The sequence below is a fragment of the Rheinheimera baltica genome (genome assembly GCF_030731985.1).
Classification (GTDB): domain Bacteria; phylum Pseudomonadota; class Gammaproteobacteria; order Enterobacterales; family Alteromonadaceae; genus Alishewanella; species Alishewanella baltica.
This window is the reverse complement of record NZ_JAPJDY010000005.1, coordinates 60,117-78,332: the sequence shown is the minus strand read 5'-3', so window position 1 is coordinate 78,332 and position 18,216 is coordinate 60,117. Positions and strand designations below refer to the sequence as shown.

At 45.7% G+C, this 18,216-nt stretch carries 16 protein-coding genes; 13 read left to right on the top strand and 3 right to left on the bottom strand.

Features of this window, described 5'->3' with window-relative positions; genetic code table 11:
• Positions 1-9: 9 nt before the first annotated feature.
• The 12 genes from ORJ00_RS09815 (at position 10) to ORJ00_RS09760 (ending at position 14,345) form a co-directional block, all read left to right on the top strand.
• Positions 10-2,121, top strand: coding sequence for a glycosyltransferase family 2 protein (locus tag ORJ00_RS09815; RefSeq protein ID WP_306139715.1), 2,112 nt, complete (start codon positions 10-12; stop codon positions 2,119-2,121).
• Entirely contained in the window at positions 2,109-3,065 is a 957-nt protein-coding gene (locus ORJ00_RS09810) for a glycosyltransferase family protein (RefSeq protein WP_306139714.1), read from the top strand. Before ORJ00_RS09815 ends, ORJ00_RS09810 begins: the two co-directional genes overlap by 13 nt.
• Positions 3,058-4,083 carry a capsular polysaccharide export protein, LipB/KpsS family gene (locus tag ORJ00_RS09805; RefSeq protein ID WP_306139713.1) on the top strand — a complete coding sequence of 342 codons (1,026 nt, stop codon included), beginning with the start codon at positions 3,058-3,060 and terminating at the stop codon, positions 4,081-4,083. Before ORJ00_RS09810 ends, ORJ00_RS09805 begins: the two co-directional genes overlap by 8 nt.
• A gap of 58 nt (positions 4,084-4,141) precedes the next feature.
• Positions 4,142-4,693 (top strand): sugar transferase, encoded by a 552-nt coding sequence (locus tag ORJ00_RS09800; protein WP_306139853.1) that lies wholly within the window; start codon positions 4,142-4,144, stop codon positions 4,691-4,693.
• 299 nt (positions 4,694-4,992) lie between these two features.
• Positions 4,993-6,342, top strand: a complete 1,350-nt coding sequence (locus ORJ00_RS09795; RefSeq protein ID WP_306139712.1) for a UDP-glucose dehydrogenase family protein — start codon at positions 4,993-4,995, stop codon at positions 6,340-6,342.
• Positions 6,329-7,234 (top strand): UTP--glucose-1-phosphate uridylyltransferase GalU, encoded by a 906-nt coding sequence (gene galU / locus ORJ00_RS09790; protein ID WP_306139711.1) that lies wholly within the window; start codon positions 6,329-6,331, stop codon positions 7,232-7,234. The genes ORJ00_RS09795 and galU overlap by 14 nt, the downstream gene beginning before the upstream one ends.
• Before the next feature lie 94 nt (positions 7,235-7,328).
• Positions 7,329-9,278, top strand: coding sequence for a polysaccharide biosynthesis protein (locus ORJ00_RS09785; protein ID WP_037055674.1), 1,950 nt, complete (start codon positions 7,329-7,331; stop codon positions 9,276-9,278).
• 107 nt (positions 9,279-9,385) lie between these two features.
• On the top strand, positions 9,386-9,787 hold the full coding sequence (locus ORJ00_RS09780) for a hypothetical protein (protein WP_306139710.1): 402 nt from the start codon (positions 9,386-9,388) through the stop codon (positions 9,785-9,787).
• 57 nt (positions 9,788-9,844) lie between these two features.
• The gene (locus ORJ00_RS09775; protein ID WP_306139709.1) at positions 9,845-10,510 is read left to right on the top strand and encodes a YjbF family lipoprotein; all 666 of its coding nucleotides are present in this window, start codon (positions 9,845-9,847) and stop codon (positions 10,508-10,510) included.
• On the top strand, positions 10,507-11,244 hold the full coding sequence (locus ORJ00_RS09770) for a capsule biosynthesis GfcC family protein (protein WP_306139708.1): 738 nt from the start codon (positions 10,507-10,509) through the stop codon (positions 11,242-11,244). The genes ORJ00_RS09775 and ORJ00_RS09770 overlap by 4 nt, the downstream gene beginning before the upstream one ends.
• An 18-nt stretch (positions 11,245-11,262) precedes the next feature.
• Positions 11,263-13,344, top strand: a complete 2,082-nt coding sequence (locus tag ORJ00_RS09765; RefSeq protein WP_306139706.1) for a YjbH domain-containing protein — start codon at positions 11,263-11,265, stop codon at positions 13,342-13,344.
• Positions 13,341-14,345 (top strand): hypothetical protein, encoded by a 1,005-nt coding sequence (locus tag ORJ00_RS09760; protein ID WP_306137477.1) that lies wholly within the window; start codon positions 13,341-13,343, stop codon positions 14,343-14,345. The genes ORJ00_RS09765 and ORJ00_RS09760 overlap by 4 nt, the downstream gene beginning before the upstream one ends.
• A 100-nt stretch (positions 14,346-14,445) precedes the next feature.
• Here the strand turns inward: ORJ00_RS09760 and ORJ00_RS09755 are convergent, their stop codons facing one another.
• The 3 genes from ORJ00_RS09755 to ORJ00_RS09745 form a co-directional block, all read right to left on the bottom strand.
• Entirely contained in the window at positions 14,446-15,960 is a 1,515-nt protein-coding gene (locus tag ORJ00_RS09755; protein ID WP_306139705.1) for a diguanylate cyclase domain-containing protein, read from the bottom strand.
• Positions 15,961-16,043: 83 nt separating this feature from the next.
• A complete protein-coding gene (locus ORJ00_RS09750; RefSeq protein WP_306139704.1) occupies positions 16,044-17,057 on the bottom strand; it encodes an MJ1255/VC2487 family glycosyltransferase in 1,014 nt (337 codons plus the stop codon).
• 3 nt (positions 17,058-17,060) lie between these two features.
• A complete protein-coding gene (locus ORJ00_RS09745; RefSeq protein WP_306139703.1) occupies positions 17,061-17,654 on the bottom strand; it encodes a thymidine kinase in 594 nt (197 codons plus the stop codon).
• Between the two features lie 140 nt (positions 17,655-17,794).
• Here ORJ00_RS09745 and ORJ00_RS09740 point away from each other — a divergent pair, with 140 nt between their 5' ends.
• Positions 17,795-18,214 (top strand): MAPEG family protein, encoded by a 420-nt coding sequence (locus ORJ00_RS09740; RefSeq protein ID WP_306137354.1) that lies wholly within the window; start codon positions 17,795-17,797, stop codon positions 18,212-18,214.
• The last annotated feature ends 2 nt before the right edge of the window (positions 18,215-18,216 follow it).

Below are 18,216 nucleotides of genomic sequence, written 5' to 3'. Positions count from 1 at the left end.
CGAAATTTCATGACTGCTGTTCACTACCTCAGTGAGACGTCGTTGGAAGATGTGTATTTCGAACAGACTCAGCAGCGTTGGTTTCCTAACAACAGCCATATTGCTATTAAGCTACCAATAAACCAGGCTGGCTGGTACAGCCTGGAAGGGCAACTGCAGGTACAAAGCAAACAGCATAGCTTAATGCTGATGACAGACAATGGCGTGTGCATTATGCTGCCACTGACCAGAAAAGGTTTGTTGGTTGATGTGTTTTATTTGCCTGCCAACGTGCAACGTGTCTGGTTACAACTTGAAGGCCAAAAACTAAGCGTGGCGCATTGCACAATAACAGTGTCAGCAATTGGTGCGGTCAAGCGTTTATGGCGTATGGCGCGGCGTGTGGCATTGACGTATGTCAGGCAGCCATCGGCACAGAGACGTATCGCTACATTACATTGGTATTCATTGTGTGCGGGGCTGGAGCCTTGTTATCGCAAAGTGTCGCAGTTGCGCCAGTGGAGTGCTGAAATTCCTTACTCCCGCTGGCAAGAGCTGAATGAACACGACACGCCAGCGCAGCATCGACGTGCCCGGCGCTTACTACAAAAGCAGCAGAATATTGTTGTTGTGGTTTACGGCGACAACAGTATTGCACAGTCCTATTGGCAAAGCAGTGTAAACAGCGTGTTTGTACAACAATGGACGTCGGCATCGGTTCAGGTTCTGTTGCCAGTAGGCATAGATGCGCTGGACTCTTTGCCTGAAACGGTGCAAATAACCACTGCCGACAGGCTTAAAAATCTGCCATCGAACACCGCGTTATTATTACTTCGTGCTGGTGCGATATTGTCACCTCGTGCGTTGGCTTGGTGGCGTATTATGGCCAATAGTGAAACCTTTAGTTATAGCGATCATGATTATTTCACTACTGAACGTTGTTTGCCGCAATTTAAACCGGACTGGTCATTAGAGCTACTGCGTAGTACCCATTACATCGGCGATGTGGTTGGCGTTAGTGCTGGCCTATTGGCTAAGTCTGGCTGGTTGGAGGCAGACTGGCAACAGTGCACTGCAGGGCAGCACCTGGTACTGCGTTTAGCTGAGCAGCTATTGCCAGCACAGCAGCCTGAGCACATTTCGGCAGTGCTGTGGCATGATTTGCTAGCGCCGGGTGGCCCATCGCCAGAGCCGGTGCAACAGCATTTAAACCGATTAAATATTCGTGCTGAAGCCCGAACAGCAAGAGACAACACAGTATGGGTAGACTATGCGCTTAGCGCAACGCCGTTGGTAAGTATTATCATTCCAACCCGCGATATGCTGCACTTATTGGCCCCTTGTGTGAACAGTGTGCTTGCGCAAACCCAGTATCCGGCATTTGAAATTGTTATTGTCGATAACCAGAGTACTTGCCCCGATACGTTAGCCTATATGCAACAACTTAGTACCGACCCCAGAGTGACTATTTTACGTTACGATCAGCCCTTTAACTATGCGGCAATTAACAACTATGCCGTTGAGCAGGCCGCGGGTGAACTGATTTGTTTATTAAATAATGATACTGAGGTGATTACGCCACAGTGGCTGGGGCAGATGGTAGGCGTACAGTTGCAATCGAACGTTGGTGCCGTTGGGGCACGATTACTTTACTCAAACAGAACGGTGCAACATGCCGGTGATGCAGTAGGCCCGGGTGGCTGTGCTGACCATATGCATAGTGGTATTGATGAGCACGATGCAGGCTATATGCGCCGGGCGGTAGCAACCCAAGAGTTGTCTGCGGTAACGGCGGCATGTTTATTGACACCAAAAGCACTGTTTCAGCAACTTAATGGACTTAACGCCCGGCAGCTTGCTGTGGCATTCAACGATGTTGATTATTGCTTGCGTGTAAGAGAAGCTGGCAAACGCGTGGTATATACCCCACATGCACAGTTGTATCACCATGAGTCAGTGTCGCGCGGTAAAGATGATACCGATGAGAAAGTCCGCCGTACCCGCGCTGAAGCCGATTATATGCGCCAACGTTGGGCGCATATAATGCAGCATGACCCTTTTTATAATCCCAATCTGAATTATGCCAGGCCCGATTTTACCCTAGGGCGCGAACAAAGAGTAAAAGCACCATGGCAGCGTTAAGCACACAAGATGTGATTGTGATTGAGGAGCGGCCGAACCCAAGTTCAGATTTTTTTGTGCTGCCGTATTTAACCCTGCACAGCGCCAATGTGCAGCGCTACACCTTTGCGCAATTGGCAGAGCCTGAAGCGTTGGTTGGTAAAACACTGATATTTGTGCGTTATATCCCCGCGCCATGGCGTCAGCTTATAGACACGGTTGCAGATAAAATCGGCCAGATTGTGCTGTTTATCGACGATGATGTACTAGACCCGGCAGCCAGTGTCGGCATGCCGTGGCGATATAGGCTTAAGTTATGGCGTTTAAGTTATAGAGCCGTGCCGTGGTTAAAACACCATGCTGCACAATTATGGGTGGCTAATTCGTATTTAGCGCAAAAGTATCATCACTGGCAGCCACATACTTTGCAAGCGATGCCTTTGGCGTTAGCACCACAGGTGCCTGTGACACTGTTTTATCATGGCTCTTCATCACATCAGGCTGAAGCGCGTTGGTTATTTCCCATTGTGGCTGATGCGTTAAAGGCGGTACCGGCACTTAATTTTGAAATTATTGCAGATAAAAAAATTGCCCGCTTATACCGGGGGCTGCAAAAAACGCATGTATTACAGCCTATGTCATGGCCCAGTTATCAGGCGCTGTTGCAGCGACAACGCTATGATATTGGCTTAGCACCGTTATTGCCTTTGCCGTTTAATCAGGCGAGATCGGTAACTAAGTTTTTTGATATTACGCAAGCCGGTGCGGTAGGTATTTATGCCGAAAGCCCTATTTATCAAGCTGTGCAGCAAGATAAAAGTGGCATCCGTTTGCCTATGCAGCCACAGTTGTGGCGCGATACGATAGTGTCTCTGGCCAATGATAATCAGCGTAGGCTGCAATTGCTTGATACGGCCAGGCAGCAGGTGCGACAATGGCCCGATGGGGTTACGCAGGATGACTAATCGCTACCTTACGGTGAGCCGGGCATTGGCTGATACGCCCGGTTTAGCTACATTTTTGGGGGCGCCGGTACACTATTTGCCTGCTTGGTGTTGTTGGCCTGCCAACACCAAACAACACACCATGCTGGCATGGGGCCGCAAAGCTTCTGCTGAAAAAGCAGAAAAAGTGGCGCAGCGTTGCAATATAACCATGTGTTATTTAGAAGACGCTTTTTTACGCTCGGTAGGGCAAGGCTTTGATTCTGCGCCCTGTGGTTTGGTCATGGACGATGTGGGTATTTATTACGATGCCAGATTGCCGTCAAAGCTGGAGCAACTGATTGTTGCCGAACTTACATCAAAAGAGCGCACTGAAGCTGAGGCGCTGCCAACATTGTGGCAACAGCATCGGGTATCAAAGTATAATAACGGCCAGGATTATCAGTTGTTGGTTGAGCAGCCCTATGTGCTGTTAATTGATCAAACGCTAAATGATGCTTCTGTGCAATGTGGTTTAGCCAGTGCTGAAAGCTTTGCCAACATGCTGCAATTTGCTAAAGAGACTTTTGCCGGCCATAAACTAATTGTTAAAACACACCCTGATGTGGTGGCTGGCAAAAAGCGCGGCTATTTAACCGAGTTAGCGCCAGCCGCGCTGGAAGGCGTGCAGCTGGTGTCGGAAAAGCTGCATGTGGTCGCGTTAATAGAGCATGCTAGTGCGGTGTTAACGGTAACGTCTCAGGTTGGCTTTGAGGCGTTAATGTGGCAAAAGCCGGTCTATGTGTTTGGTATGCCATTTTATGCCGGATGGGGGTTAACCCATGACATGCAGCAATCACCACAACGGCGCCAGTTGTTGCGCGAGCAAACCACAGAAGTTGATATTGCGCGTTTGGCTTATGCAGCGCTTATTCGCTATGGTCGCTATATCTTAGTAGAGACTGAGCAAGCCTGTAGTTTTTATCAGCTACTTCAGCTGCTAGGCAAGGGCAGAGCGGATGCTGAACGTCCAACACGCAGACTGTCGACATTACGTTAAACCGCGTACAATTGCCGCTAATTGCGTTACTTTTTCGTTAGGATACTGAAGTTCTATGATTATTAGGTTGTTTGATATTGTGTTGTCGTTAACTGGTTTAATAGTGGCGTCGCCGCTGTTGGTTGTGTTGACCCTTATTGGCTTGTTTGATACGGGGGCACCAATATTTTGCCAACAGCGTGTAGGGCGGAATAAACGCCCTTTTACGTTAGTAAAGTTTCGCACTATGAAAAAAGATACGTCACATGTAGCCAGTCATTTAGCTGATGCGAATGCGATAACGCCTTTTGGTGGTTTTTTGCGTAAAACCAAATTAGACGAGTTGCCGCAGTTATGGAATGTTTTGTGGGGACAAATGAGTTTAGTTGGCCCGCGCCCGTGTTTGTTTAACCAGCAGGAGCTAATTGCTGAGCGTGAGCAGCGCGGCGTGCTGGCGGCGCGTCCTGGCATAACCGGTTTGGCACAGGTTAGCGAAATTGATATGTCTACACCGGTCTTGTTGGCGCAAACAGATGCTGAAATGCTGGTTAACTTAACGTTAAAACATTACTTCAAGTATATTTTGATGACTGTGGCTGGAAAAGGCAGCGGCGACAGGGTTAAACGTTAAGTTCGAACTGCTTTTCTGCTGGTCTGCAGCATAATATACGTTATTGTAAATACTAAACTGAGCTATTAAGCCGTAATTCAGCTATTGGTGATAAAACAGTGCTATGTCGCTGACACAGCAACCGGACGAACGTGTTAATTTGTTTCTGATTTGTGTGCTTAAAACTAAAGCAAACAGCGTTAAGCGGTTTTTTACAACAGGGCATTAATGTTATCATTGCTGCATTATCAGCAATGCCACTCTACCCTGAGACAGTTGTGTTAGTTAACCATGTAGCAGTTTCCGCTTAAGGACATCAGATGAAGGTTACCGTTTTTGGCATAGGATATGTCGGGTTAGTGCAGGCTGCAGTATTAGCTGAAGTGGGCCATCACATTGTATGTGTTGATGTGGACGCTGACAAAGTTACGCAATTGCAACAAGGTGTTGTACCTATATATGAGCCTGGTTTGGCCTCTTTAGTAGAAGCCAATGTAAAGGCTGGCCGGTTAGAATTTACTACGGACGCCGCTGCGGGCGTTGCACATGGTGATGTGCAGTTTATTGCAGTGGGCACTCCGCCTGATGAAGATGGTTCGGCTGATCTAAAATATGTGCTGGCTGTTGCTAATACTATCGCGCAGTTTATTACAACACCTAAGGTGATCATTGATAAGTCGACTGTGCCGGTAGGCACTGCCGATAAAGTAAGGCAAGTCATTATAGACGTGCTGGCGCAGCGCGGACAGCACGTAGAGTTTGACGTAGTGTCAAACCCTGAATTTTTAAAAGAAGGCGCCGCAGTTTCTGATTGCATGCGGCCAGATCGTATTATTGTTGGTACCTATGATGAACGGCCTAAAGACGCTATTCGTGAGCTTTATGAACCGTTTAACCGCAATCATGAAAAATTAATTTTTATGGATGTTCGCTCCGCTGAGCTAACCAAGTATGCCGCCAATTGTATGCTGGCGACAAAAATATCCTTTATGAACGACATGGCTAATTTGGCTGAGCTTCTTGGCGCTGATATTGAAGCCGTGCGAAAAGGGATTGGCTCAGATCCTCGAATTGGATATCACTTTATCTACCCGGGCTGTGGCTATGGTGGGTCGTGTTTCCCTAAAGATGTACAAGCGTTAATTCGTACAGCGGAGCAGCAAGGGTATAAACCTGAAATGTTGTACGCGGTAGAAGCGGTAAACCAGCGGCAAAAATTGAAATTAATCCAATTAGTGCAGCGCCATTTTGGTAACGATTTGCAAGGCTACACATTTGCAGTTTGGGGTTTGAGCTTTAAACCTAAAACTGATGATGTGCGCGAAGCAAGCAGCCGGGTATTGCTAGAACATTTATGGCAAGCGGGCGCAACGGTGCAGGCCTATGACCCTGAAGCGATGGAAGAGATACAGCGCATTTATGGCGTGCGGGACGACCTTACGTTAGTTGGCACGAAAGAAGCGGCACTAAAAGGTGCAGCTGCCCTTATTATTTGCACGGAGTGGCAGCAATTTAAGGCACCAGACTTTGATTTTATCAAAGCGCAGTTGGCGGTGCCGGTGATTTTTGATGGTAGAAATTTATTTGAGCCAGAACGCATGCAGCGTAAAGGTTTTACATACTACGGTATTGGACGCGGTGAGAGTGTAAAAAAGCATGATAAACCTTAATAAAGTGAGAAAAGCGGTAATTCCGGTTGCAGGGCTTGGCACCAGGATGCTGCCAGCAACCAAGGCTATTCCAAAAGAAATGCTACCAGTGGTAGATAAACCCTTAATTCAATATGTTGTACAAGAGTGTATTGCTGCCGGAATTAAAGAGATCATACTGGTAACGCATTCGTCAAAAAATAGCATTGAAAACCATTTTGATAAGAGCTTTGAATTAGAGTCGATGCTGGAAAAGCGCGTAAAGCGCCAGTTGTTGGAAGAAGTACAGAATATTTGCCCTAAAGACGTCACTATTATGCATGTGCGCCAGGGCGAAGCGAAAGGGCTTGGACATGCGGTGCTGTGTGCAAGACCGTTAGTTGGTGATGTACCCTTTGCCGTAGTATTGCCAGATGTATTAATTGACGGCTACGACAGTAACTTAAAACTAGACAACCTGGCGCAAATGTGTGCAATGTTTTCTGATACTGGCACTAGCCAGGTGATGGTTGAGCCGGTTGCGATGGAGAGTGTCAGTAGTTATGGCGTGGCGGATGTAGAAGGCCACAGCTTACTGCCATCAAACTCTGTTAACATGACGGCTATTGTTGAAAAACCAGACGTTGAAGATGCACCGTCAAACCTTGCCGTGGTTGGCCGTTATGTATTTACGCCATTAATTTGGGAAGCACTTGAGTATACGCCGATGGGCGCGGGTGACGAAGTGCAACTGACTGATGCGATTGCCATTTTAATGAAACAACAACCGGTTAATGCTTACCATATTGTCGGACGCAGCCATGATTGTGGTAACAAACAAGGCTATTTACGTGCTTTTGTTGAATATGGTCTGCGGGATAAGCACCTGGGTGCAGAGTTTAGGCAATGGTTGCTGGCAACACTAAGTCCGTAGTGACTTATGTATTAGGGGAAAGTGGCTTAACCCGCTATAATATGGGTTTTGCTTGTTCTGCTAAATAAGCGTTAATTACTTTTTGGAGTTTGGCATGCTGGGCTGGTTGCTCACTTTACCACGGTCGATAAAACGCATCATCTCCGTTCTGGTCGACATTGTGTTTCTATGTGTGTCACTGGTGACGGCTTTTATCCTGACGCAAGCAAACAAATCAACAGATCTCCAGGTAGTGCTAATCATATTTTGTCTTAGTTTACCGGTCACGTTGCTTATTTTTACCAAACTGGGCTTATACAGGGCGGTAATTCGCTATATCGGTCAGCACGCGCTGGGTGCAGTATTGGCGGGTATAGTAAGCAGTGCCATGGTGCTTTCTTTGTTATTTGCGGCCTTTGATATACCGGATAAAGGCAATTTGATTTTTGTTTACTCCTTACTGGCATTAATCACTTCAGGTGGCTTAAGGCTGTTAGCCAGAATGTTTTTAGTGCAGCGTAACAATGGCCATAAGGCACGCGTACTCATTTACGGCGCCGGCTCCTCAGGCAGGCAGTTAGCGCAAGCGTTAATGAACGGCGAGCAGTATCATCCGGTGGTGTTTGTCGATGATGACACAACGCTGCAGCGTTCTACTATTTTGGGTATTCCCGTTGGTTCGCCAGCACAAATTACCAGTTTAATTAAAACGCATAACATTAGCCGTATTCTATTGGCGTTGCCGTCAGTTAGCCGGTCAAGGCGCAGAGAAGTATTAGACGCGTTGGAGGAGTTGCCTATTCCGGTGCAATCTATTCCGGGCATGAGCGACTTGGTCGATGGCGCCATGCGTATAGATGAATTACAAGATGTTAAAATTGAAGATTTACTGGGCCGTGACGCTGTAGCGCCTAAAACCAAATTAATGCAGGCTAATATTCAGCATAAAGTGGTAATGGTAACCGGTGCAGGTGGGTCAATTGGCTCTGAGCTGTGCCGACAAATTATAAATTATCAACCGAAAACATTGGTGTTATTTGAGCTTTCAGAGTTTAGCTTATATAACATTGAACAAGAGCTGAGAAACCTGATTGTACAGTTTGAGCTTGATGTTAAACTTATTCCTGTTATGGGCACATCACAACGGCGTAAGCGGCTGGAAACCGTAATGACAGCGTTCAACGTGCAAACGGTCTATCACGCTGCTGCCTATAAACATGTGCCGCTGGTTGAATATAATATTGTTGAGGGTGTGCGCAATAATGTGTTTGGCACCTGGTACGCTGCCGAAGCCGCAATCTCTTCTGGTGTTGAAACCTTTGTATTAATTTCTACCGACAAAGCCGTACGCCCTACAAATATGATGGGTGCTTCTAAACGTTTATCAGAGCTAGTTTTACAAGCCTTGGCCAGACGACAAAGCCGTACACGTTTTTCTATGGTGCGTTTTGGTAATGTGCTTGGTTCAAGCGGGTCTGTGGTGCCGCTGTTCCGAGAGCAAATACGTAAAGGTGGGCCGGTAACTGTAACCCACAAAGATATCATCCGGTATTTTATGACTATCCCGGAAGCGGCTCAGTTGGTTATTCAAGCTGGTGCAATGGGCAAGGGCGGCGACGTTTTTGTACTGGATATGGGCGAGCCGGTAAAAATAGCAGATTTGGCCAAGCGCATGATTCATCTAATGGGGCTTGAGGTTAAGGATGAAGTGCATCCTAATGGTGATATTGAAATACATTATACTGGCCTTAGACCGGGTGAAAAGTTGTATGAAGAGCTGTTAATTGGCGAAAATGTTCGCAGTACCGAGCATGCCCGTATAATGGCTGCTGATGAAGTTATGCTGGAATGGCGCGATATGCATACGTTATTGGAAGAGCTCAGTTTGGCTTGTGATGACTATGATGTGGAGCGAATCGTTGACATTGTTCGACGTTCACCAACCGGGTTTAATTATGTTAACACCAGTTGTGATTTGATATATGCCTCGCGGTTCGGTATACCGCGTAGTGAAGATAAAGTGCCAAGTGCTAAAGTGGTTGATATAAACGGGTTGACGGGTTGACAAATAGCACTAAGTTATAGTGGTTTGGCAACTGATGAATGCTTGAACTGGTTCTAAAATTGAGATAATATTCTCGCAGTTTACTATTTGGGTGAAAGGATTAAAGTATGAATAAACTTTTAATCGCCGTTGCAGTTGCGGCTGCATTAGGTGTGCCACAGGCTGAGGCACTGCAAGCGCCTGGTGCAACATCTTCAGACGCTAAGTTTGATATAACTGAAGAAACCATTACTGCCGGTGTTGTTGGCAGTGTTGTCGCATGTACAGTGCTGTGTGATGGCAGTGGCGGTACAATCGTTGGTGACGACGATGACGACGATGACGACGATGACGACGATGACGACGACGATGACGACGATGATGACGATGATGACGACGACGATTGTGATGAAGGCGAAGAATTAGTTAATGGTGTGTGTGTTCCTACCACCACGACAACTACTACTACGACAAGCACGACAACTACAACGACCACAACGGTTCCTGTAACAGTTACTGGCACGTTCTAACTCATAGTTTTCGAAAAGCCGCCTAAATGGCGGTTTTTTTTTCTTTAGGGTGCAGTAATGTTCAGGCTTATTTTGTTGTCTATGGTGCTCAGTAGTCTAATTGGCTGCAGTGGCACCTTGTATGTTTATAAAGAAAACGTAAAGTTATTATTTAAATCAGCTGCAGTTGTTTCTCCTGATCGCGCTTATGTAGCAGCCAGTCAATACGATATTATTCAAGTTAACATTGCCGATAAGCAGGCCATTATGGCATTAGCTTTTGTGGAGCAGGGGCAGGATAAATTTATTTCCGCAGATAACGGTTTTGTTATTTTTGCCAATGGTCGCATAGTTCGTACTGCAGGTTTTATTGATAATCTGCTGCATGTTCACAATTTAGCTGCTGACCCACTTAAGCAGTCGTTCTCGGTCTTAGGTGGCCGTCGTTGGCAATACGTAGAACAAACGAATACATTAACAGCAAAGGTAAATAGTGCGCAGTTTAATATTGAAGGGCAGCGCGTTCTAACCCTTTTAAACAGTGAACTGACAACGGTATTGCTTTCTGAGACGGTACATCCTGAGAATGAAGATAGTTTTGTTAACCTTTACTGGTTTGACGAGACATCCGGTGAACTGATTAAGACCAAGCAACATCCTGCCAATATGACGGATGCGGTTACCGTAACTTTTCTTAGTCGCGTAAATCGCATTTTGTCAGTGATACCGGGAGAGAGCAAATGAGACTTCTTAAAGCTGTTTCCTCTTTTTTTATCATTAGTTTATCTGCTTTCAATTCTGCTGCCGTTGACATCAATGTTGAAATTAATGGCAAGCTGCATGTCTTTAATGAGCCAATCAAGCTTGCTGATGCACTCTCGCATATTGAACATCCTGAATTAGTTTACTGGCCTGATGCCGGCTTATTTTTAGCGTCAGAACAAACTGTGCAACAAAAGCATGCGCTAATGACACGCCTGATCAATCAACTAGCCGGTTTACCCGCGCAATCTTCAGAGAAGGCACAGCTTGCAGATTTTATTGCCTGGTTGTCAGGTATTCGAGTAGCGAGACGAATCGACTTGCCTGTTGAATTTGAGCGAGCACGGCATGTTAGAAAATCGAATCCATTACTGCAAGAAGGCTTGTTCTATCTTCGTGCTTCATATGTTCAACAGCAGGTTTTATTGCTTGGTGCAGTAACAAAGTACCAGGCTGACATCAGTGCTGATAGTATCGCGCAGGCGCATGAGCTGCACCATAATTTTGCAGCTGACGCTGCAGATAATAGCTGGGCTTACTGGTCTGTAAGCGGCGCAGAATGGCATAAGGTTGGTATAGCGTACTGGAATAAACAGCAAGTAGAACTCGCTGCTGGCGCCATGCTTTACGTCCCTTTCTCGTCATCTGTATTGGGTGGCGATAGTGAAGAGATTAACCAGCAAATTTTAATGCTGCTGCGTAACTGGGTCCGATAGGACAAGAGTAAATATTTAATGAATAGAGCAACTCAACTTGGGGTTATGTTTTGCGCCTTGTTTGCCGCTAGTACGTTGGCACAGGATAGCGACTACAGTCAGGCCAGCCACGGCGGTGTGGGTATATTTCAGACGCCGACAGCACGGATGGCTCCATCTGGTAATTTTAGTCTTAACTACAATGATTTAGACGAGTATCGATTTTGGAGCGCCAGTATTCAGTTGTTTCCATGGTTGGAAACGACCGTGCGTTATACCGACGTTCGTACCCGCCTTTATAGCCCTTATCCTGAGTTTAGTGGCGATCAGACGTTAAAAGACAAGGGTATAGATGTAAAGTTAAGGTTGTGGCAAGAGAGTTATTATCTACCTCAGGTTAGTGTCGGTTGGCGTGATTTTGGTGGTACTGGCTTTTTTGAAAGCGAGTACATTGCCGCCAGTAAACGGGTAGGACCTTTTGACCTTCATTTAGGCATGGGCTGGGGCTATTTAGGTTCAGGTGGCAACATTAGCAACCCCTTTTGTGAACTCAGTGATGGCTATTGTCAGCGGCCAGGTGGTTTTTCTGGTCGCGGCGGTATGATTGATTACCAGCGTTTCTATAAAGGTCCGGCGTCGGTATTTGCCGGTTTGGAATATCAAACCCCTTGGGAGCCATTGCGGCTTAAAGTTGAATATGAAGGCAATAATTACACCAAGGATCGTGCTCGCGGCATAGTTCAGGATAGTAATATTAACTATGGATTGGTATACAGCTATGACAGTCTGGATTTTCATTTAAGCTATCAGCGCGGTAACACGCTAGCGTTTGGTGTGTCTGTGGGCTCAAACTTTAATACCATAAAGACGCCTAAATTTGACAGACCACCACCAGAAGTGAATGCCGCAGGGTTATCTGCTAAACGGTTCAAACGCACCACGTTGCGTAATCAGTTATATTATCGGGCAGGTTTTGTTACCACAGGTATTAAGCTTGATGGTGATGAGCTGATTATTCGTGGCCAGCAACAGGCATTTCGTGAATTTGACGTTTCAATAGAGCGTGTAGGACGGGTACTGGCGAATTTTGCGCCAGATAAAGTTAGTCGTTATCGTATCATTCTGGAAGAGCTTGAAATGCCGATTACGGAAGTCGTATTGCAGGCAGATGAGTTTAGAACCTATGCCCGTTATGAGTCATTGGACCAACCGGTAAGTTCAGTCTATGTGCGCCAGACACCCGATATGGATGACATCGACTGGCAATTTACCACACTGAATCATGGTTTCGGCTATTCATTTGAACCGTTCTGGATGCAAATGTTGGGTAATCCTGAAGCGTTCTTTATGTATCAGGGCGGTATTTTGTCGTCGTTGTCCTATCAATTTTCTGAACCCTGGTCTGCGACAGGTGTGATCAAAACCACGCTACTGGAAAATTTTGATAAATTTAATTTCAAAGTGGATACCCAAAATTCGACGCTACCGCGTGTTCGTACTTTTTCGCGTGAGTATGTTACACGCAGTTACGTTACGTTGGATAAGTTGTTTTTAAACTATCGCGAACGTTTACAAAAAGATGTGTACGCACAGGCCTACGGTGGTTATCTGGAAACTATGTTTGCCGGTGTAGGTGGGGAAGTGCTTTACCGGCCATTGGATAGTCGTTTTGCCATTGGTGCTGATATAAATTACGTTAGGCAGCGCGACTATAACAGCGAATACAAGCTATTTGATTATTCTGTTGTTACCGGTTTTGTATCGCTATATTGGGAACCCGAGTTTTTTGATGACTCTCTTATAACCATTAGTGCCGGACGCTATTTGGCCAAAGATGTGGGTGTTAATATTGATGTTGGCCGTCGGTTCGACAGTGGTATCATTGTGGGGGCCTATGCAGCACTGAGTAATGCTAGTGCGGATGAATATGGTGAGGGCAGTTTTACCAAAGGGTTCTATGTAAAAATTCCATTTGATTTAATGTCGTTTAAATCTGCCAAAGGCATGGGACAGATCCCATGGATCCCATTGGCTCGTGATGGTGGCCAGATGCTGAAACGGCCTGTTTATTTACATGGCGTTACCTCAGAACGCGAAAAACCAAGGCAGTATTACAAATGATGCTTGAAGATAATTTCGCTGTAGCCAAAGCGGCTTGTCAATATCTGTCACAGCAAGTACAAGATGATGGCCAGTTTGTCTATTTAAGGTCTGCTAAGGGTAAGCACTTAACGCACAAACCCTACAATATGCTGCGTCACTGCGGTTCCATCTGGGCCATGGCCGCTTTTCTGCGTCTTGAGCCTGATGCGACAACTGAGCAAAAGTGTTTAGCTGCTCTGGGCTTTGCCCGCAGAGAAACGGTGAAATGCAGTTCTCCTGAAGCTGAAACTGACCTGTTGTTTGTGTTAGACAGAAAATCTATTGCCAAATTAGGTGGTAATGCACTGATTTATCTTGCCTTTGACAGTTTCGCCGATCAAGATCCATTATTTAAGCAAGGCTTATTGCACGGATTACGCTTTTTTCTGACACCTGAGGGACTGATTAAATTTTCTAAATTCGATCCCTATACTGGCATTGCCGCGGATTTTGTATCGGAATACTACCCCGGTGAAGCAGCATTAGCGTTATGTACAGCAGGCGATTTTGATACCGCTTATCGCATGATTACCACGTTGCGAGACACTCGCGATAAGGTGAAAATGACCCAAGATCATTGGCTAATGCAGGCACTGGAAGTGATAATTTTGCATTATCTGCCAATGAAAACGCCGGAAGCCACGCAAATAGTGCAGTTCTGCTTACAATACTTACATGATTTGTATCAGCAGATATTCACCAACCGGGTTTACCTTGGGCGTAATACCCCGGTTGCATGCCGCGCTGAAGGAATTTTGTCTTATTTGGCGGTGCTGCATGCTGTCGGTGATGTACAGCGCTATATTGGTGTGCGGTTATTTTTACAGCAACTTATGCAAGAATTGCGCAGCTATCAGGTAACAGATGGCGTGTTGGCCGGTGCGTTTTTAGATCATAATAAAGCCCGTATTGATTATACTCAGCATTCGTTATCAGTATTTACCCGCTTTGTTGCGTATCAAGCTGCTGGTATTTTATAACGTCGACGATAGCTGCTAATTCATGGTTTATTGAATTTGCTAATGTGTAAGCAATGAGCAGATTTAAAAGGTGATGCTAGCAGGACGATGATTATTTGCGCTAATTACTGCTGTTACGAATGCAGTTGCGGCCTGCTGCTTTTGCCTGATATAAAGCTTGGTCGGCGGCTTTAATTATGTTGTCGACTGTGCTGGTTTTATCTGGATACTGGCAAGTAATGCCGATGCTTGCCGTTATGTTGCTAGCAATATCTGATTTAGCGTGAGCGATATTTAATGTTACGAGCGCTTGCTGAATTTGTTTGGCTATGCGTTCGCAGTCTTCGATAGTGCTACCGGGTAAGATCATCGCAAACTCTTCGCCACCATAACGTGCGGCAAGTTCTCCCTGGCGCTTTGCTAAACGCTGAAACTGCTGCGCCACCTGTTTTAACGTATCATCTCCCGCCTGGTGCCCATAATAGTCGTTATAGCGTTTAAAGCGGTCTATATCGATCATGATAAGGCCTAATGGATATTGATTGCGTGCACAGCGCTGCAGTTCATTCTGCAGACTGATATCAAACTGACGTCGGTTAGCAATAGCAGTGAGGCCATCTTGTGTCGCTTGTTTTTGCAATTCAAGATTAACCAGCAGCAGTTGTTGCTGCATATCTTGTAGCGATCGGCGATAGCGAACATTTTGCAGTGTGTTGGCAATAATTTCACCTACCAGTTTCAACCGCCGCCAGTCATTGTTAGTCCAGTTACGCTGACGTGACACCATGTCACAACCAACGAAACCTAACAATTTGTCATCAGCCAACATAGCGCAGCATAAAACAGATTGAATATCTTCCGCTTCGAACTCCTGCTTTTCTGCTGTGGCCTCTGCCGGTAATGTGCTCACATCATTTATTGCGAACACATGATAGCGCTTTACTTGCTGAAAAAAATACGGTAGCGCGATCTCTGGAATTTGCTGCAGTTGGTCTTTATGTGATGTTACGCCGCTGCGAACCCATTCATGGGTGTTGCTCATTTCAGACATGTTGTCAGAAAACTGAAAAAGATAACTGCGATCGGCATGACAAAACTCTCCGACTGCGGCAAGTGCGTCTTCGATATGCTGGTCCAGCATATTCTCTTGCACATTTATCAACTTGGTTGAGATAACCGACATAAGCTTGTCAAATTCGAGTGCTTCTTCCAGTTCAGCGTTATCTGATGATGTCTGTGGTAATGTGGGTACATTCGGCGCGCAATACAGTGGCTGCAGTGTTATCACAATGCCACTAATATCAGAAACTTCGGCCGCTACACTAGTGCTATGTAAAAACAAGGTAGCACTATGATGTTCCAAAACAACAGGAACTTGTAGCGAACAGCCACTAAGCGCTTGTAAAATAGGGTTTTCTTCTAATTTAAATGATTGAAGTTTTTCCGGGCAACGCAGCTGGATCTGTTGTACATCAGATCTTGTCAGTACGGTTTTGTTTGTCGGTAAGTGAAACAACGATAATGCTGCCATATTTGCAAACACCGCCGGATTGGCATGCTCTGTATACAACAACGCAACGGGAAGGGCGTCCAGCAGGGGCCAAAAATGTGGAAGAGTACCAGTTTGTATCGTCATTCAGCGCTCACTCTGTGATCTGACTTTACTATAACTGATTTAGCGCCGTTGGCAAAAATTGCAACAATTATAACAAAGGTTTACTACCACAACTGCTGGCTTAGTGTATTAATACTGTCAGGAGTGTCAGCTAATAGCCAGTCACTAATGGCGCTGGCAACATTAGGGTAGGTTACCTTTGGCTTCTCACTGTTATCGTTAAGCCAGTTCGCGATAATGCTGCTACTTAAACGCTCAGCGCGCGTTGCCAGGTTAAGCTGTTGTAAGGCGAGTGCATTCGATTGCTGCTCCATTTGCCCATTTAAAGGCTTCACTAAAATGCGTTTTTGCAGTTGTAATGCTTCACTTATCAGTTCAAACCCTGCATTACTTAACACAAAGCGACAACTGGCTAAATCGATTTTAAATGGCTTAACTGCCAATGGGTGGGTGTTAATATGGCCAAGTGTTGCCTTACTTAACCCCGGGCCATAAACGCTAAACTGATAGTCGGTAAGCGGTTTTAGCATGGCTATAACCTGGGCTTGATCTTCAAATGGCAAATAAACTAAAACCTGATTAGATTGCGCTGCTACGTTTTGCGGTTCTTCATCGATGATAGGAGGTAAAATGGGTTGATTAAAATGATGCCAGTGCAAACCTAACTGATATTGAGCAGGTGCAAAATGTTTAAACACCATCCGAGTCATCATATTGGCGTTCTGCATGGGAATGTCGTGTAAAAACGCGTATTGATGCCCAATGGCAATACTGCGTTTATTTTGTTGTTTTGCTGCCTGTGCGGTTATGGGTTCAAAATCAGTTAATACCAAATCATACTGACTGCAGTCCAGCGCCTGAATATCTTGCTTTAGGGTTTTAACCGAGGCTTGCCAAAAACTCTGCCAGTAATTCACCTTGCCAGCCTGGGTTACGAAAGTCAGACCTCGCTTAACCTCGTAATCACCAAATTGCTGCATGTCGAATAGCTGATCTGCTGGCCGGCCAGAAAATAAATAGTCTACTTCAACGCCGGCTTTAGCCAGATACTTTCCCATGGCGCGCGCTCTGCTGATATGACCATTTCCGGTTGCTTGCACGCCATAAAGAATTTTCATTTGTTACTCCATTTTGGGTTCTTGCCACACCAGGGCTTTAAAATGCGTTCGACACATGGATACATAACTTTCATTGCCGCCAATCTGCACTTGTGAACCCTGGGTAGCGGCCTGGCCATGCTCGTCCAGACGAACCACAAAATTCGCTTTTCGGCCACAATGACAAATGGTTTTTAGCTCAATAAGCTTGTCAGCCCACGCTAGCAACGCTTCGCTACCGGCAAACGTTTCGCCAAGAAAGTCGGTTCGAAGGCCAAAAGCCAGCACCGGTACATTCAGTTCATCCACTACGTCAGTTAGTTGACGCACCTGAGCCTTGGACAAAAACTGCGCTTCATCAATTAACACGCAATCCAGCCTGCCTTGTGTTTTTAACTGCTGGATATGCGCCATAAAGTTAAAGTTGCAATCAAATATTTGCGCATCCATTGCCAGGCCAATACGTGAGCTGACTTTACCAACACCGAACCGGTTATCCAGTGCAGCGGTGAAAATCGCCACCGTCATGCCTCTTTCCTGATAGTTATAAGCACTTTGCAGTAAAGAGGTCGACTTACCGGCATTCATTGCCGAGTAATAAAAATATAATTGCGCCATAGCGTCACCTTACAAAAAAGACGACGCAGTATAACAACAACTTTGAGTAAAATATAAAGGCCATAGATGACAGAATTAAGACGCTGGTATCTTTTAGCTGACTGGATTAAGCTCTGACCACTTTAAATTAGGAGCCTCCAATGGAAAAATTAATCTTAATGCCGGTATTTTTACAGATACTTTTGACCAGCGTAGTGCTGGTGCTGATGGGTAGACGTCGTATCCGAGCGGCAAAAAATAAAGAAATCAGTGTTGCAGCCTTTAAAACAATGAACCTAAGCGGTGCCAACGAGCAGGTTATTGCTACCAGTCGTAATTTCGAAAACCAGTTTCAAATGCCCATGCTGTATTTGTTTAGCGTGTTGTTTACCCTGCAGTTGGGCCTGGCAGATATGGGGTATGTGGTGATGGGGGCTGCTTTTGTACTACTGCGTTTAGTGCACACTTTTGTCCATATTGGCAGTAATAATGTGCGAATGCGTTTTAACGTGTTTTTGCTGGGTTGCGTGGTGCTGTGGGCAATATGGCTGCGTTTAGTGTGGCAGGTATTAGCGGCATAAAC

Coding starts and splice junctions, on each gene's coding strand:
- ORJ00_RS09780 (WP_306139710.1), top strand. CDS start 9,386: ATGAATAAACTTTTAATCGCCGTTGCAGTTGCGGCTGCATTAGGTGTG.
- ORJ00_RS09810 (WP_306139714.1), top strand. CDS start 2,109: ATGGCAGCGTTAAGCACACAAGATGTGATTGTGATTGAGGAGCGGCCG.
- ORJ00_RS09760 (WP_306137477.1), top strand. CDS start 13,341: ATGATGCTTGAAGATAATTTCGCTGTAGCCAAAGCGGCTTGTCAATAT.
- ORJ00_RS09740 (WP_306137354.1), top strand. CDS start 17,795: ATGGAAAAATTAATCTTAATGCCGGTATTTTTACAGATACTTTTGACC.
- ORJ00_RS09775 (WP_306139709.1), top strand. CDS start 9,845: ATGTTCAGGCTTATTTTGTTGTCTATGGTGCTCAGTAGTCTAATTGGC.
- ORJ00_RS09750 (WP_306139704.1), bottom strand. CDS start 17,057: ATGAAAATTCTTTATGGCGTGCAAGCAACCGGAAATGGTCATATCAGC.
- ORJ00_RS09785 (WP_037055674.1), top strand. CDS start 7,329: ATGCTGGGCTGGTTGCTCACTTTACCACGGTCGATAAAACGCATCATC.
- galU (WP_306139711.1), top strand. CDS start 6,329: ATGATAAACCTTAATAAAGTGAGAAAAGCGGTAATTCCGGTTGCAGGG.
- ORJ00_RS09815 (WP_306139715.1), top strand. CDS start 10: ATGACTGCTGTTCACTACCTCAGTGAGACGTCGTTGGAAGATGTGTAT.
- ORJ00_RS09745 (WP_306139703.1), bottom strand. CDS start 17,654: ATGGCGCAATTATATTTTTATTACTCGGCAATGAATGCCGGTAAGTCG.
- ORJ00_RS09805 (WP_306139713.1), top strand. CDS start 3,058: ATGACTAATCGCTACCTTACGGTGAGCCGGGCATTGGCTGATACGCCC.
- ORJ00_RS09795 (WP_306139712.1), top strand. CDS start 4,993: ATGAAGGTTACCGTTTTTGGCATAGGATATGTCGGGTTAGTGCAGGCT.
- ORJ00_RS09755 (WP_306139705.1), bottom strand. CDS start 15,960: ATGACGATACAAACTGGTACTCTTCCACATTTTTGGCCCCTGCTGGAC.
- ORJ00_RS09770 (WP_306139708.1), top strand. CDS start 10,507: ATGAGACTTCTTAAAGCTGTTTCCTCTTTTTTTATCATTAGTTTATCT.
- ORJ00_RS09765 (WP_306139706.1), top strand. CDS start 11,263: ATGAATAGAGCAACTCAACTTGGGGTTATGTTTTGCGCCTTGTTTGCC.